The organism is Asticcacaulis sp. MM231, from assembly GCF_964186625.1.
Lineage (GTDB): Bacteria > Pseudomonadota > Alphaproteobacteria > Caulobacterales > Caulobacteraceae > Asticcacaulis.
The window spans coordinates 2,945,862-2,959,931 of the sequence record NZ_OZ075108.1 but is presented as its reverse complement, the minus strand read 5'-3'; the positions used below and the strand labels follow the sequence as shown (position 1 = coordinate 2,959,931).

General features: G+C 61.1%; 17 protein-coding genes. 7 read left to right on the top strand and 10 right to left on the bottom strand.

What is annotated here, in order from left to right; all coding sequences use genetic code 11:
- Nucleotides 1-18: 18 nt before the first annotated feature.
- Entirely contained in the window at nt 19-666 is a 648-nt protein-coding gene (locus ABQ278_RS14505) for a LemA family protein (protein WP_349320209.1), read from the bottom strand.
- 196 nt (nt 667-862) lie between these two features.
- Between ABQ278_RS14505 and ABQ278_RS14500 the strand changes: the two genes are divergently transcribed.
- Nucleotides 863-1,873 carry a tetratricopeptide repeat protein gene (locus ABQ278_RS14500; protein WP_349320208.1) on the top strand — a complete coding sequence of 337 codons (1,011 nt, stop codon included), beginning with the start codon at nt 863-865 and terminating at the stop codon, nt 1,871-1,873.
- Between the two features lie 80 nt (nt 1,874-1,953).
- Entirely contained in the window at nt 1,954-2,379 is a 426-nt protein-coding gene (locus ABQ278_RS14495; RefSeq protein ID WP_349320207.1) for a type II CAAX prenyl endopeptidase Rce1 family protein, read from the top strand.
- On the opposite strand, the gene ABQ278_RS14490 is transcribed toward ABQ278_RS14495, so the two are convergent.
- From ABQ278_RS14490 to ABQ278_RS14480, 3 genes are all read right to left on the bottom strand, one after another.
- On the bottom strand, nt 2,380-2,889 hold the full coding sequence (locus tag ABQ278_RS14490) for a GNAT family N-acetyltransferase (protein WP_349320206.1): 510 nt from the start codon (nt 2,887-2,889) through the stop codon (nt 2,380-2,382).
- A gap of 278 nt (nt 2,890-3,167) precedes the next feature.
- Nucleotides 3,168-3,674 (bottom strand): GNAT family N-acetyltransferase, encoded by a 507-nt coding sequence (locus ABQ278_RS14485; RefSeq protein WP_349320205.1) that lies wholly within the window; start codon nt 3,672-3,674, stop codon nt 3,168-3,170.
- 89 nt (nt 3,675-3,763) lie between these two features.
- Nucleotides 3,764-5,617, bottom strand: a complete 1,854-nt coding sequence (locus tag ABQ278_RS14480; RefSeq protein ID WP_349320204.1) for an alkaline phosphatase family protein — start codon at nt 5,615-5,617, stop codon at nt 3,764-3,766.
- A 175-nt stretch (nt 5,618-5,792) separates the two neighbouring features.
- Here ABQ278_RS14480 and ABQ278_RS14475 point away from each other — a divergent pair, with 175 nt between their 5' ends.
- Complete coding sequence (locus tag ABQ278_RS14475) at nt 5,793-6,698, top strand: tetratricopeptide repeat protein (RefSeq protein WP_349320203.1); 906 nt, start codon at nt 5,793-5,795, stop codon at nt 6,696-6,698.
- Between the two features lie 49 nt (nt 6,699-6,747).
- Nucleotides 6,748-7,212, top strand: coding sequence for an Lrp/AsnC family transcriptional regulator (locus ABQ278_RS14470; protein ID WP_018081184.1), 465 nt, complete (start codon nt 6,748-6,750; stop codon nt 7,210-7,212).
- Nucleotides 7,213-7,310: 98 nt separating this feature from the next.
- Here ABQ278_RS14470 and ABQ278_RS14465 read toward each other — a convergent pair whose 3' ends face one another.
- Nucleotides 7,311-7,508, bottom strand: coding sequence for a DUF465 domain-containing protein (locus ABQ278_RS14465; protein WP_018081183.1), 198 nt, complete (start codon nt 7,506-7,508; stop codon nt 7,311-7,313).
- A 170-nt stretch (nt 7,509-7,678) separates the two neighbouring features.
- On the opposite strand from ABQ278_RS14465, the gene ABQ278_RS14460 reads away from it, so the two are divergent.
- The 3 genes from ABQ278_RS14460 (at nt 7,679) to ABQ278_RS14450 (ending at nt 9,255) form a co-directional block, all read left to right on the top strand.
- Nucleotides 7,679-8,275: a UbiX family flavin prenyltransferase gene (locus ABQ278_RS14460; protein ID WP_349320202.1), complete on the top strand. Its 597-nt coding sequence runs from the start codon at nt 7,679-7,681 to the stop codon at nt 8,273-8,275.
- The gene (locus tag ABQ278_RS14455; protein WP_349320201.1) at nt 8,265-8,768 is read left to right on the top strand and encodes a TIGR02444 family protein; all 504 of its coding nucleotides are present in this window, start codon (nt 8,265-8,267) and stop codon (nt 8,766-8,768) included. Before ABQ278_RS14460 ends, ABQ278_RS14455 begins: the two co-directional genes overlap by 11 nt.
- Before the next feature lie 70 nt (nt 8,769-8,838).
- Complete coding sequence (locus tag ABQ278_RS14450) at nt 8,839-9,255, top strand: DUF465 domain-containing protein (protein ID WP_349320200.1); 417 nt, start codon at nt 8,839-8,841, stop codon at nt 9,253-9,255.
- A 96-nt stretch (nt 9,256-9,351) separates the two neighbouring features.
- Here ABQ278_RS14450 and nagA read toward each other — a convergent pair whose 3' ends face one another.
- Genes nagA through ABQ278_RS14425 form a run of 5 tightly spaced genes read right to left on the bottom strand, consistent with a single transcriptional unit; the run spans nt 9,352 to nt 14,059 of the window.
- Nucleotides 9,352-10,503, bottom strand: a complete 1,152-nt coding sequence (gene nagA / locus ABQ278_RS14445; RefSeq protein WP_349320199.1) for an N-acetylglucosamine-6-phosphate deacetylase — start codon at nt 10,501-10,503, stop codon at nt 9,352-9,354.
- Complete coding sequence (locus ABQ278_RS14440) at nt 10,500-11,567, bottom strand: SIS domain-containing protein (RefSeq protein WP_349320198.1); 1,068 nt, start codon at nt 11,565-11,567, stop codon at nt 10,500-10,502. The genes nagA and ABQ278_RS14440 overlap by 4 nt, the downstream gene beginning before the upstream one ends.
- Before the next feature lie 22 nt (nt 11,568-11,589).
- Nucleotides 11,590-12,330 (bottom strand): GntR family transcriptional regulator, encoded by a 741-nt coding sequence (locus ABQ278_RS14435; protein ID WP_349322174.1) that lies wholly within the window; start codon nt 12,328-12,330, stop codon nt 11,590-11,592.
- A gap of 41 nt (nt 12,331-12,371) precedes the next feature.
- Nucleotides 12,372-13,148 carry a copper homeostasis protein CutC gene (locus tag ABQ278_RS14430; protein ID WP_349320197.1) on the bottom strand — a complete coding sequence of 259 codons (777 nt, stop codon included), beginning with the start codon at nt 13,146-13,148 and terminating at the stop codon, nt 12,372-12,374.
- Nucleotides 13,148-14,059 (bottom strand): BadF/BadG/BcrA/BcrD ATPase family protein, encoded by a 912-nt coding sequence (locus ABQ278_RS14425; RefSeq protein WP_349320196.1) that lies wholly within the window; start codon nt 14,057-14,059, stop codon nt 13,148-13,150. The genes ABQ278_RS14430 and ABQ278_RS14425 overlap by 1 nt, the downstream gene beginning before the upstream one ends.
- Nucleotides 14,060-14,070: the final 11 nt, after the last annotated feature.

The following is a 14,070-nucleotide window of genomic DNA, read 5'->3' as shown; positions in this document are numbered from 1 at the left end:
TCTGGGCTGGTTACTGTCTTAGTGCGAAGCCGGCGCAGCTGCTGGCGCGGTGGCCGCAGGGGCTGCGGGCTTGTCGAAGCTGACGACAGGCGCGGTTTCGGCGCCAGCCGAAGCGGTGAAGAGTTCCATCGGCTTGCTGCTGGAATACATGGTCTTCGCCCAGATCACGCTCGGGAAGGTGCGCAAGGACAGGTTATATTGCGTGGCGGCGGCGTTATAGTCGCGGCGCGCAATGGTGATGCGGTTGTTGACGCCTTCGATCTGGCTTTGCAGCGCCAGGAAGTTTTCATTGGCCTTCAGGTTCGGATACTGCTCCTGAATGACCATCAGGCGACCCAGCGCCGACGACAGGCCGTCCTGCGATTGCTGGAACTGCTTGAACTTGGCCGGATCGGAAATGGTCGAGGCATCGACATTGACCGAGGTCGCCTTGGCGCGTGCTTCCACAACGGCGGTCAGCGTGCCCTCTTCGTGGGCCGCCGCACCCTTGACGGTGGCGACAAGGTTAGGAATCAGATCCGCGCGGTTCTGATAGGCATTCTGGACATCGGCCCAGGATTGCTTTGCCGTCTCTTCCTTGGTCGGGATATTGTTGACCCCGCAGCCCACAAGGCTCAGCGCAAGGCCGGCGGCGGCGATAAGGCCCAAAACGCGTGTGAATTTCATCTAAGGAGCTCCCTTTGAATGCTCAATGACAGGGATGCACTCCAAACGCGGCCCCCTGCGCCCTCACTATGTAGGCAGTCTTAACCGATTTTGAAGGGGGATACAAAGGGGGACCGCATTACCGTTTGGCAATATCGAAAAAAGCGAGACAAATCAGCGATTGTCATCTATCTTTTTGCTCTACTCTGGGGGGATTATGCAACATCTGAAGATACAAGCCGCCAGCTGGGCCGTCCTGTCCGTTATACTGTTGGGCGCGCCTGCCATGGCCGAAGACAGCGCCGACAAGCGCACCGTCGCCGAACTGCAGACGGCGGCGCAAAGCGGCGAAATCACCGCCACCCGCGCGCTGGGCATTCTCTATTACGAGGGCAAAACCGTGCCGGCGGATTACCCGAAAGCCTTCGCCTTTTTCAAAACGGGCGCGGATAAGGGCGATGCCCGCTCGCAATACTATCTTGGCCTCATGTACAGCAATGGCGAAGGTGTCACCGAAGACGACAAGACCGCCTTTGCCTGGGCGCTGAAAGCGGCCCAGCAGGGCGACAGCAAGGGGCAGAACCTGCTCAGCTATTTCTATCGCTATGGCGAAGGCGTTGAAAAAGACGAGCCCAAGGGGCTGGAATGGTTGCGCAAGGCGGCAGATCAGGGCCTGGCCGACGCGCAGGAAGTCCTGGGTTACCTCTATCTTGTCGGTGAAAGCGGGCTTGCCAAGGACGAGAAGGCCGCCTTCATCTGGTATAAAAAGGCGGCCGATGGCGGTGACGAGAGCGCGCGCCGGCAGGTCGCGTTTATGCTGCTGACTGGCAAGGGCGCCACAAAGGATACCAAGGCCGGTCTGGACAGTTTGAAGGAAGCCGCGCGCGAGAAAAGCACCGGGGTCACGTCTCTGGGGCTGGTCTATCTTAATGGCATCGGCGTTCCGGCGGATTATGGCAAGGCTCTGACCTATCTGACGCAGGCGGCGAATGAGGGCGATGCTTATGGCCAGTATAAGCTGGGCGCCATGTATGAGAACGCCATGGGCGTGAAGCAGAACCGCGTCGAGGCGATGAGATGGTATCTGCTGGCGGCAGCACAGGAAGATGACGACGCCATCGCCGCTTTGGACTTCATCGGCAAGCAGATGTCAGGCGGCGACAAGACCAAAGCGAGGGCTTTGGCCAAGGCGTTCAAGCCGGTACCGCACGCCGCGCCGGCGACGTGATCCTTTTTCATCGCCTGAAGCGCGCGATCCTGACATGGCCAGATGGTCGTAAGTGGAGGGTGTGCTTTATTATAGGTGTTGTGAGTCTGGTACTCATCGCCGCCATAGCTGGCTTCGGCTGTCTATTGATCTGGCAACCGCTTTGGCATGGCGCGGCTGTAAGGCTTGTCACGGTCACGGCGATGCCAGCCTTTACCGAAGAGCTTGTCTTTCGAGGCGTGCTGGTGCCTGACAAAGGGGAGATCCGCCGTCCCGTCCTGTGGATCGGTCTGGCGGTTCTTGTCTTCATGCTGTGGCACGTTTTCGAGGCTGTGGTCATCCTGCCGAACGCGCAGCTTTTCCTTGCGCCGGCCTTCCTGATCAGCGCAGGCGTTCTGGGGCTCGCCTGCGCGATCATGCGCTATCATACAGGTTCGCTATGGCCTGCTGGGGTGTTGCACGGCTTGCTGGTCTGGTTGTGGCAAACCTTGCTGGGTGGGCCTGATATCGCGCAACTGATGCGTTGATCAGGCGGCGCGCATCTGGTGATGCGGCAGCGCCTTGTGCATGACGAAATCGGTCAATTCGCCATATTCCGAGGGAGTTTCGCCGGCAATCTTGAAGCCGCTGCGCAGGCAGAAATTGACCGCCGGGTCGTGATCCTTGTGGACGCAGATGACCAGATCATCGGCCGGCGAGAAATGTTCCTGCGCTGCGTCGATCAGCGCACTGGCGAGGCCGAAGCCGCGGAAATCGGGCAGGATGCACAGCTTGCTGACCCAGATGCGGGTGCCTTCCAGATGAGCTGCGCAGAAGCCGACATCGACACGGCCGACGCGCATCACGAAGAAGACATGGCCGCGCTGCATGATGTCGTCTTCGAGCTTGTCGATATCGAAGATTTCGCTGGCCAGGGAATCGATCCGGTCAGGCGAAATGCTGGTGCGGTAGGCCTTCGGCCAGATTTGCAGGGCCAGATCGCGGACGATATCGAGTTCGTCGGCGGAGATGGGGCGGGCTTGGGGCATCAGGATCATGGGTGGCTCCATGGTTGCGATGTGAATAGGCACGTCCTCAGAACAGGTTTGGCTCAGACTAGCTTCGTAATTTGTGCAGAAAAGGGCGAGCCTTATATCGCCCTCGTCATGATTCGACGTGATGTTAAGGTAACACAGAAAGTCTGCGCGCGTAAGTTGTCAAATGAACGGTAACAGGCTTGTTATAGGCCGTGAATGCGCGTTTTGCGCGTATAGTTTATGAGAGGTAAAGATAAACCCCTGACGAACGCTGTCATCTTGTAATAAAAGGAGCGCTTTTACAGGGCGCGCTGCATCACATAATCGGTAAAGGCATAGGGGCCCATCTGCACTGGCACTTCGGCCTCGACCTGAAAACCGGAACGCAGATAGTAGTTGATCGCCGGCGTATTGTCCTTGTTGACATAGAGCGCCAGCTCTTCAGCACTGACCCGTGCCTCGGATTTGAAATGGTCGAGCGCGGTGTCGATCAGCGCCTTGCCAAGCCCCTGGCCGCGAAATTCATCACGCACATAGAGCTTCTTCAGCCACAGGCGACCGCCTTCCTGATAGGCGGAAGCATAACCGACATCGAGATCATTGAAGCGTACCAGCCAGAAGACATGACCATCTTCGAGCATTTCTTTTTCGAGATGGTCGGTGGCGTAGAGCACGGCCAGCATGGCGTCGACGCGATCGGGGGCGATGATGTTACGGTAACATTTCGGCCAGATGATCAGCGCCAGTTCGCGCACGATTTCCAGTTCATCGACGCCGATTCTGCGTATCCGGACATTCCGGGCCATGTTTCACTTCCTGCTTATTACAAAGATTTTTCTATTTAACGGGAACTATGTTGCAGAAAGCTGAATTCGCCAAGAAAAATAATGGATGTCTATTTCGTCGTCTTGAGGCCAACCACGCGCCCAGGCATGCCGGCGGCATCGAGATAGACTTCATCGCCGACGCTCTGGCTTTCCAGCACCGTGACGAAGCCGTTGGCGGCGGGGCCTGAGCGCGCGACGTGCGGGGTGCTCTGCGTGGTTTGCGGCCCTTCTTTCAGCGCCTCATCAATGACGCGGCCTTTTAGTTTGCCGATCGACGGCAGGTCAAAGCCTAAGATATGCGCCAGAGTCGGGGTGATGTCGGCATTGGAGATCGGCGCGTCATTGGCGAAGCCGGCTTTAAAATCCGGGCCGATGGCGGCCATGAAGTTGCGCGTATTGGCGCGGGTGAAGCCGCCGTGATTGCCCTGGCCCTGCTGCAGATTGGTGTCGTTGATCATCACCGAGCAGACCTCGGGGTTCTTCCATTTTTTAAGGCATGAGGGCAGGGCGAAATCGGCGAAGCTGACATAGATAGAAGGGCGCTGCGTGCGGGCGCTGCCAGTCAGGCCAACCGCGCTCATCGGCAGTGTGCCGGTAATGGGGCCCAGCGCATCATCGACGAACAACGCCGCCACATAGTCCTGTTGCGTCAGGGCGGCGATGATCTTCGGCGCCAGGTCTTTCGCCTTGGCCGGATCGATGAAAAGCAACTCGGAGCCGCCCGAACCCACCATCAGCACGTCCGGATGATCGGCATCGCCGCCAATGGCTGAATAGTTGTGCGGATGCTCGCCCTTGTCGATATCGATCGGCGCCTTGTAGGAATTGAGCAGCGGCAGGTTGAGGGCGTGGGCCAGATCGATGGCCGGGAAGCCCTCCGGCAGGAAGCCCTTCACCGTGTCATCCGGATAGGCGTGCCTGGCGGCGTAAGAGGTTTTCGACTGGCGCGAAATGGTTGAGAAGCCGTGGTCGGCGGTGACGAAAATGTCGGTGTTGTCGTAGATGCCAAGCTCTTTCAGCTTGTCGATCAGGGCCTGCAGGTTATCCGACGCATTGCGCACGGCGGCCAGCGAGGTCGGGCCGTTGATGCCGGGCGACAGGGTGTTGAGGCTGTCGCCGGTATTGTGCTGGGTGCCATCCGGGTCGCGTGACCAGTAGACCATGGCGAAGGGCTTGCCCGATGCGGCGAAGCGCGGCAGCAGCACTTTCGTGGCGACGCCGGTAAACCACTGCTGCTGATAGATATTGGCGACCTGTACGCCCGGCAGATTGTAGGCACCGGCGGACTGATTGAGGCCGCGATCGCGCGCTGTCGTTTCCAGACCGGCGTCCTTGATGGCCTGCATCACATCGGCCGGCACCGGAATGGCGTGGTTCTTTTCGTAGTGCGTGCCGGTGGCGTCATCAATGAAGATGGTGCTTTTGCCATCGGCCGCCGTGATATCCTGAATGAGGATCGGACCTTCCTTGCCAATGGCGGCGGTTTGGTAGCCGTGGTCGCGCGCCAGCCGCAGCAGGCTCATCTCGTTGAGATAGTTGTCGCCAAAGGCCGCATCGGTTTCTTTTAGGATCAGGTCGCTTTCCATGAAATGGACGGCGCCGGGCTCGGCTTTCAGCGGCGGCAGCAACAGGGAGTTCGACCATTCGCCGGTATCGCCGATGCCATGACCGGTGGCGATGGCCGAGGCGTTGGTGGTGGTGACGGTCGGGTAAAGCGCATGCGAATTACGGAAATCGACGCCGTTTTTCTGGATGTCGGCCAGGGTCGGGGCGGTGTCGTGGGTGACGATGCCGTAGCGCAGGCCGTCGGCCACAAAGACGATGACATTCCGCGGCGTGCGCGCGGCTTCGGCGTGGGCGCTGCCGACCGCCAGCAAACTGGCCGTCAAGATCAGGGCCTTGAGGATGGGCTTGGTGGTCATGACGGTACTCCTGCGCCTAAAGCTATGACCTCAGGCCATAGACCGCGATTATGACACTTTGAGGTGCGAAGTGGAAAGGCCGTAAAATTTTCATCCGGTTAGCAAGTGCGCCATGCGAAGGACGTTTTTTATCGGCGATTGTGCTAGAGTGGCGATGTAGCTATGAGGGCGATTCATGAACCTGACCTGTAAGACGCTTGTCTGCGTGATCCTTTTGGGCGCCACGGGCCTGAGCGGCAGCGCCTATGCCGCCGACTCGATGGATCAGGCCATCGAACTGTGTCAGGCCAAGGTGGCCAATACCGCTGAACGGGCCGATGAGGCCGATCCCAACACCATGTTCTGCCACGGTTTCGTGGTGGCTTTGCGCGATAAGGACGATGCCAAAGCCTTCACCTGGTTTCAGAAAGCGGCCGATGCCGGTTATGCGCCGGGGCAATATCTGCTGGGGCAATATTTCAAGTATGGCAAGGGCACGGCCGCCAATGCGGGGGCCGCGACGGGGTGGAACCTGAAGGCCGCCCTGCAAGGCCTGTCCGAAGCGCAGTACGTGCGGGGCTACGCGCTGGTCTATGGCGAGGGTGATCTGCGACCCGATCCGGCGCAGGCGGCGATGTGGCTGCAAAAGGCCGCCGATCAGGGCAATATCAATGCCAGGGTATCGCTGGCTGATGCCTATTATAATGGCCGCGGCGTGAAGCAGGATTTCAAAAAGTCCTTCGCGCTCTATAATCAGGCGGCGACGCAGAACCATAGCTACGCCGCCTATATGCTGGGGGTTCAGTGCATGGATGGCAGCGGCGTCGATAAGGACGTGGCAGCGGGCTTTTCCTGGCTCTTGCGTTCGGCCGGCCTCAATTTTGCCGATGCGCAACTGGGCGTCGCCCGCTCCTATGCCGCCGGTATCGGTGTGGCGAAAGACCCTGTCGCCGCCGAGGTGTGGTTCCAGATCTATGCGCTCAATGGCCACCCGGAAGCCTTGCCCGATCGGGAAGCGCTGGAAAAGACCCTGACGCCGGAACAACTCGCTGATGCGAAGGCCCAGGCGCAGGCGCGCTGGGCGTCGATGCCCCGGTCATAGGAAATTTTGGCGCTTGATCTGACAGGTCGGTGGATATATTCTCAATAACATGGCCAATAGCGATAAATTTTCCGACCTTGATTCTTTCGATCGCGAGCTGATCAAGGTTTTGCGCAGCGATGCAAGGGCCACTTCGGCCGATCTGGGCGAGGCCGTGGGCCTGTCCCCCTCCGCCGCCCACCGCCGGGTGAAAATCCTGGAGCAAAAAGGCGTCATCACAGGCTATCGCGCTGTCATCGCCGAGAATGTTCAGGGCAAGCAGGGCACCGTGTTCGTCCACGTCACGCTCACCGATCAGCGCCGCGAGACCTTTGAAAAGTTCGAGAAGGCGGCGCTGGCCTGCGCTGCCATCGAGGAATGCCATCTGATGTCGGGTGAGGCTGATTACCTGCTTAAGATCGTGCTGCGCGAGAGCCTCTCTTATGAAGATGTCCACCGCGATGTGCTGAGCATCATGCCGGGCGTGTCGAAACTGGCGTCGAGCTTCTCGATCCGCACCGTCAAGATGGGCTGAGCAGGGATAGCAGGTTAAAAAAAGACCTCCGGAACGTCTGTCCCGGAGGTCTTTGCTTGTGCGCGGCGCGACGGCGGCGCTAGAATTTTCCGGTTGAGCTACTGGACCGTATCATACATGTCCTTTCGCTGGAGGGTCTTGATCCGCTCGATTTCTTCCTTGAGCTTAAGTTTCTTCCGTTTCAGTTCCTTAAGGTATAGAGAGTCCACGGAGGGGCTGCGCTCTTCGCGGGCAATGATGGTCTTGAGGGATTGATGACGATGGTCGAGTTCACGAACTCTCGCTTCGATGGTCATAAGGCAGTATCCTTCAACGTCTCTATGTTGGGTTCATCTGACGGCGGGACCGGATTGTCCCGACAGCCTAGGGAACACCCGTAACGGGCGAATGTAGAATCACAAACGATTACAACCGATCACGGTAACGAGAGAATTATAGTTTAGAGCGAGTTAAGCTGTTTTACGTCATGAACAATGATAAATTAAAACCTAATCAACGTCTTATTGTCGCCATAAGCGGCGCGTCCGGAGCAATTTACGGTATCCGCACGCTGGAAGCCCTGCGTGCGGCGGGCATCGAAAGTCACCTCGTTATCTCCAAGGCGGCGGCGCTCAGCCTGACCGCCGAAACCGATCTGACCCTGGCCGATGTCCATGCCCTGGCCGACGTGGTCTACAAGCCGGCCGATATCGGCGCGGCTATCGCTTCGGGATCGTTCAAAACGCTCGGCATGCTGATCGCGCCGTGCTCGGTGAAGACGCTTGGCGAGATCACCACAGGCGTCACCTCGTCGCTGGTCAGCCGCGCCGCCGATGTCTGTCTGAAGGAGCGCCGCCGGCTGGTGCTCATGGTGCGCGAAAGCCCGCTGCACCTCGGCCATTTGCGCTCTATGGCGGCGGTCACCGAGATGGGCGCCATCGTGGCCCCGCCTATGCCGGCCTTTTACACCAAGCCGGAAAGCCTCGATGAGATGGTGCGGCAGAGCGTGGCGCGCACGCTTGGCCTGTTCGATATCGACGCGCCGATGAAGCGCTGGGGCGAGGATATCGGCCTTGAAGGCTGACTTCTGGACCTGGGCGGTCAAGGCCTATGGCGGCGAGGGTGTCGCTGCGGCCTGCCTCAGCCTGCAGGATGATCACGGTCAGAATGTGCCGCTGCTGCTATGGGCGGTGTGGCTGGATGGCCCCGTGGATGAAGCTCTGGCGCTAAAGGCGGCGGAGCTGGCGCGACTCTGGTCGGACGAGGTCATCGTGCCGTTGCGATTCCTGCGCCGGCGGTTGAAAACGGCCCTGACCGAAGGCGATGCGGCGCACAGATTGCCGTTACGCGAAAAAATAAAAGGCCTGGAGCTGGAGGCCGAACGCGCCTTGATGGCGCAGTTGGTTGTGCTTGAAAACCCTATTAAATTTGAAACAAATCAAAACGTTAACGAACGAGCCATGGCCAGTTTGCGCAGGGTTTCCGGCGTATGGGGTGAGGTTGCACCCGACCTTGCGCTGGAGCGCCTGACAGAAGCCCTTATCAAAGGGCAATTTTTGGGTTATGATGGGGAATGAAGGGCGGCCTCCGTGGCGCCTTTTTGTCCTTTAGCTTCAACCCCTTAAGCCACAGAGGAGTTGGCATCTCATGCATGACGACAGCAACATCCGGACCCTGCGCGGAAACGATAATCTGCATCTCGTCAAGTCGGATGGCCAGGATGGCAAGGGCAACAGCGACAAGGACATCGAGCGCCGCATCGCAGAACGCCTCGAAGGCGATCACAGCTATATCGGCCTTGTGCCTGATGAGGCGCCGGCGCAGTTGGATGATCTCGAACCGCGCGTCCGCGAATTGCCGATCGATGGCAAGGTCGTCATCCTGCGCAATGAATGCGCGCTGCTGAAGCAGGAGCACAAGGATCTCGACAATTCGATCAACGCCCTGCAACAGGCACGCCTGCCGGATCAGATCCTACTGGCCCGCCTCAAGCGCAAGAAGCTCTATCTGCGTGACCGGATTGCCAAGATCGAAGACAAGATCCGCCCGGATATCATCGCTTAGGCTTAGGTCTGGCGGACGATTTTCTGACAACAAAAAAGCACGAACTTCACATCATGACGTTCGTGCTTTTGTTTTGAATATCAGGCCGCCCAGACTTTAAGCCGAAACAGCTAGGTCCTCATCGAGCTTCGCACCAATAAAGGTGCCCTTGACCTGCAAGCCCTTGTCCAGCCACACGATATCGGCGCGCTGACCCACAGCCAGCGAACCGCGTGAGGCGCCGAGGCCCAGGAAGTTTGCCGGTGCGGTGGCGGCCATGATCGCCGCGTCGCCGAGGCTGACCCCGACATGCTCGACTGCATTGCGCACAGCCGTCGCCATATCGAGATCGGAACCGGCCAGGGTGCCGTCCGGCCCCATGCAGACGCCGTCGCGCACCACGATGGTCATGCCGTTGAGCACAAACGTCTTGGTCGGAGACCCTACGGTCGGCATGGCGTCGGTCACCAGCATGAAGCGGTCGATCGGACGCGTGCGCAGGGCAATGCGTAGCGCGGCCCAGTCGACATGGTGGCCATCGGCGATCAGGCCGGAATAGCTCGTCTGGTCTTCCAGCGCGGCCCCCACAACGCCCGGTGCGCGGTGCGTGAAGGGCGACATGGCGTTGAACAGGTGGGTGAAGCCGGTGACGCCGGCTTTCAGCGCTGTCACGGTGGTGTCATAGGTCGCGTTGGTGTGGCCGGCGGCAAGGATGACGCCCGCCTGCGCCAGTTCGGCAATATCTTCCGGCGTGCAGTTTTCCGGCGCCAGGGTCACCAGAGTCTTGCCACGCTTGAGGCTCTTCAGCAGGGCTTTTGACTCCGCGTCGAGCGTGCGGAACACCGCGGCATTATGGATTCCCTTGCGCTGGGTCGAGATGAACGGCCCCTCGATATGGATGCCGAGCACGCCCGGAACGCCCTTGGCGATGGCGTCTTCGGTGGCGCGCATGGCGGCATCGATCACGCTCAGCTCGTCGCTGATCAGGGTGGGCATAAAGGCGGTGGTGCCATAGGCGCGGTGGGCCTTGCCGATGGCGGCGATGCCCTCGGCGGTGGTTTCATCATTGAACAGAACGCCGCCGCCGCCATTGACCTGGGTGTCGATGAAGCCGGGCAGCAGATAGCCGCCCTGCACATCGATGAGGCGCGCGCCGGCCGGGGCTGATCCGCCGATGGCGGTGATGGTTTCGCCTTCGCAGGTCAGGGTGCCGGTCGTGATCTGACCATCGGGCGTAGCGATCTGCGCGTTGGTAAAGGAGGTGATCATACCGTTTTCGTGACCTTGTTCAGGTGTGGAGGGCTGTCCGGATCGAGGCCGCGCGCTACCGACAGGCTGTTGGCCAGACGGTAGAAGCTCTGGATCTGCAGGATCGGCTCAAGCGCCGGATGGCTGAGCAGGGCGGGCAGGTGCTGGGTGGTGGCGATGGCGCCGGCCGGATTGGCCAGCAGCACCTTGGCACCACGGGCGGCGAATTCCTGCGCCGCTTCGCGCACGCCGTCACCGGCGGTGTCGGAGGTGGCGAAGGCGAGGATCGGGAAGCCGTCATTGATGATGGCCATCGGGCCGTGCTTGACTTCGGCGGAGGAGAAGGCCTCGGCGTGAAGGGCGCAGGTTTCCTTCAGCTTGAGCGCGCCTTCCTGCGCCACCGCGAAGCCGTAGCCGCGACCGATGACGAAGAGGTTGCGCGCATCGGTCAGGAGCGGCAGGGCCGGCGTCCAGTCGAGCGCAAAGGCGGCCTTCAGTTGCTCTGGCAGGCCGCGTAAGCCATCCTGCAAGGCTTCATCGCCTGACCAGCCGGCGGCGATGGCGGCCAGACCGGCCAGCGACGCGATGTAGGACTTGGTGGCCGCGACCGACTTTTCCGGACCGGCGCACAGGGGCAGAAGTTCATCGGCCAGGGCTGCCAGCGGCGAGGTTTCGTCATTGACCAGGGCCACGACATAGGCGCCCGCCTTGCGGTGGGCCTCGACCGTGGCCAGCAGGTCAGGCGAACGGCCCGACTGCGAGATGGCGATGCACAGCGAATCCTTCGCCACGACCGGCGCGGCATAGATCGAGGAGACCGACATGGCGGCCGTTGAGGTGGGCACGCCCGTCAGGGTCTCGATCAGGTACTTGCCGAAGGTGGCGGCGTGATCGGAGGAGCCGCGCGCCACGGTGGTGACCGAACGCGGCGGATTGGCCTTCAGGCGCACCGACAGGCGGGCAAGGGCGTCCTTGTTGTGGGTGAGGAAGCGTTCGACCGCCGCGCCGCCTTCGGAGGCCTCGGCAAACATCAGGGTCGATTCGGCGTCAACAACAGCCGGCTGGGTCAGGGTAGGGGATGTCATGGGTATTCCTTGGTACGTAAATCTAGCTGATATCGTTCAGCTCGGCGACGACATCGTAGGCGTCGCCGCGGTAATAGGACTGGGTGAATTCGGCGGCGCGGCCATCCTGAAGGAAGCCGCGACGTTCGATGAAGAGGCCGGGATCGCCGGGTTTGACGCCCAGGCGTTCGGCCTGTTCGGCATTGAAGGCCACGGCGCGCAGGCGTTGCAGCGCCCGCACAGGCCGGTGCCCGGTCTTTTCCAGCGCGTCATACAGCGAACTGGTGACGGCTTCGGGCGAGGCGAGGCAATAGCCGGGGATGGTCGAATATTCGAGCGCCATGGTGGTCGAGTTGGCGAAACGGACGCGATGGAAGCGATAGACCAGCGCGCCGGGCGACAGGCCGAGCGACAGCGATTCTTCCGGTGTGACGGCGCCGGCCGATTTCGACACCCATTCCGAATGGGGTTTGCGGCCGCGCGAGATCATGTCTTCCGAGAAGGACGACAGCTTGGAGAAGCTCTTTTCAACGCGGCTGGCCACGAAGGTGCCTGCGCCGCGACGGCGCGTCAGCAGGCCTTCGGAGACGAGGCCGTCGATCGCCTTGCGCACCGTGATGCGCGACACCTCGAAATCCTCGGCCAGATCGCGTTCGGGCGGGATGGCGTCGTCCTGATGCAGATGCCGGCTCTGGATGGCGTCACGCAGGTGCCGCTGCAATTGCAGGTACAGAGGTGCCGGATCGTCCTTGGCCAGGCGGCCGATGGTTTCAGCAAACGACATGGAGCTATCTTTCGTCAGCGAAGAGGATTTGTGCTGCAGGCTCATGATACGCCTCCCGCACCCGTTAGTATGGCCTTCAACTGCGCCACCGACCGGGCCGAGGTGTCGCGCATGCCGGCATTGACATAGCCAAGCGCGAAGGCGCGGTTGTCGTGCGGCGGGATCGGCGCGCTGCATGAAGCGTGGACGGAGGTGACGCCCGACACCAGAATGGCCGCGACATTCTCAGCTGTGATGCCCTTGCCGGCCAAGATTTCAATACGGCCGGCGGCGTGCTTTACCAGCGTGGTCAGCCCGTCGACACCTTGCGCCGCTGTCTGGCCGCCGCCGGAGGTCAGGAGGGTGGTGATACCGAGCGAAAGAGCGATATCGAGTGCTGCCAGCGGATCGGGCGCAAGGTCGAAACTGCGATGCAGGGCAACGGACAGGCCATGCGCCTTGGCATGCATGACCAGGCTCTTCAAAGCGGGTTCGTCGAGCGCGCCGGAGGTCTGGTTGGCGCCCAGCACCACGCCTTCGAGCCCGCACGCCGCTGCCGCGACGATATCATGGTGCATGATGTGCAGTTCGTCCGCCGTATAGGTGAAATCGCCGGCGCGCGGCCGGATCATCGCCCGCGTCGGGCAGCCTGTTTCCGCCGCCAGTCGCATCAGCCCGACCGATGGGGTCAGCCCGCCTTCACCCAGCGCCGCACACAGTTCGATGCGGTCGGCGCCGTTATCGGCCGCCGCGCGCAGGCCTGCCGACGTGTCGACCACGACTTCGAGCAGCACATGGCCGGCCTGAGGATGCGGTTTTTGCGGGCGGGTGTCGGCCATCAGGATGGCACCTTTTCCGTGGTCATGCCGTTGCTGACGCCATGCGCCATCAGGATAGCGCCTTCGAGTGCATCGTGTTCGGGCTCGGCCAGCAGGGCGCTGGCGGAGGGCCTGAGCCACGGTGTGAAGACAGGGGCCATGCCGCCGACGAGGCAGATTTTCGTGGCGCCCAGAACATGCAGGTGTTCGATATAACGCGCCAGATCGTCGGCCGAGCGCTTTACCAGGGCCACGGCCACGATGTCGGCCTTGTCGGCAAAGGGGATGATGATCGGGGCCAGGGTGCCGTAATCGCGCGGCTTGGCGTGCGTCACCCAATGCACGATATCGGCCGGATGACCGCCGAAATGCGCGATCAGGGCGCGTGTGAAGTCGGTATGGGGACCGAGGCCGTCGAACCCTTCCAGCGCAGCGCGGATGGCAGAGCGGCCCAGATCGGCGGCCGAACCGTTGTCGCAGACCTCGAAGCCCCAGCCGCCGACCTGATGGGCCTTTTGCCCGACCCAGGCATAGCCGGCGCTGCCGGTGCCGGAGATCAGAATGGCGCCATCACGACCGGAAAAGGCGCCAAGGCAGGCGGTGTGGGCGTCGGACGCCGCATCACAGCGGGCGAATGTCGGCCCGCCCTTTATGGTGGCCACGGCGTCATCGAGGCAGGAGATGCCGGCGAGACCGAGGCCCAGGCTCATATGGGCATAGGCTGAGCGGTCGAGACCGTTTTGTGCCAGAATTTGATCGAGCGCGGCGGTGATATTGCCCCACACCAGTTCGAGGCCGAGGCGGATATTGCCGGAGCCGCCTTCGGCTTCGCCCAGCAGGACGCCCTCGGCATTGCGCAGACGGACGCGGCATTTGGTGCCGCCGCCGTCAACACCGGCGAAGAGCGTAAGGCGGGGATCAGGTTGGTTCATCAGGTGCAACA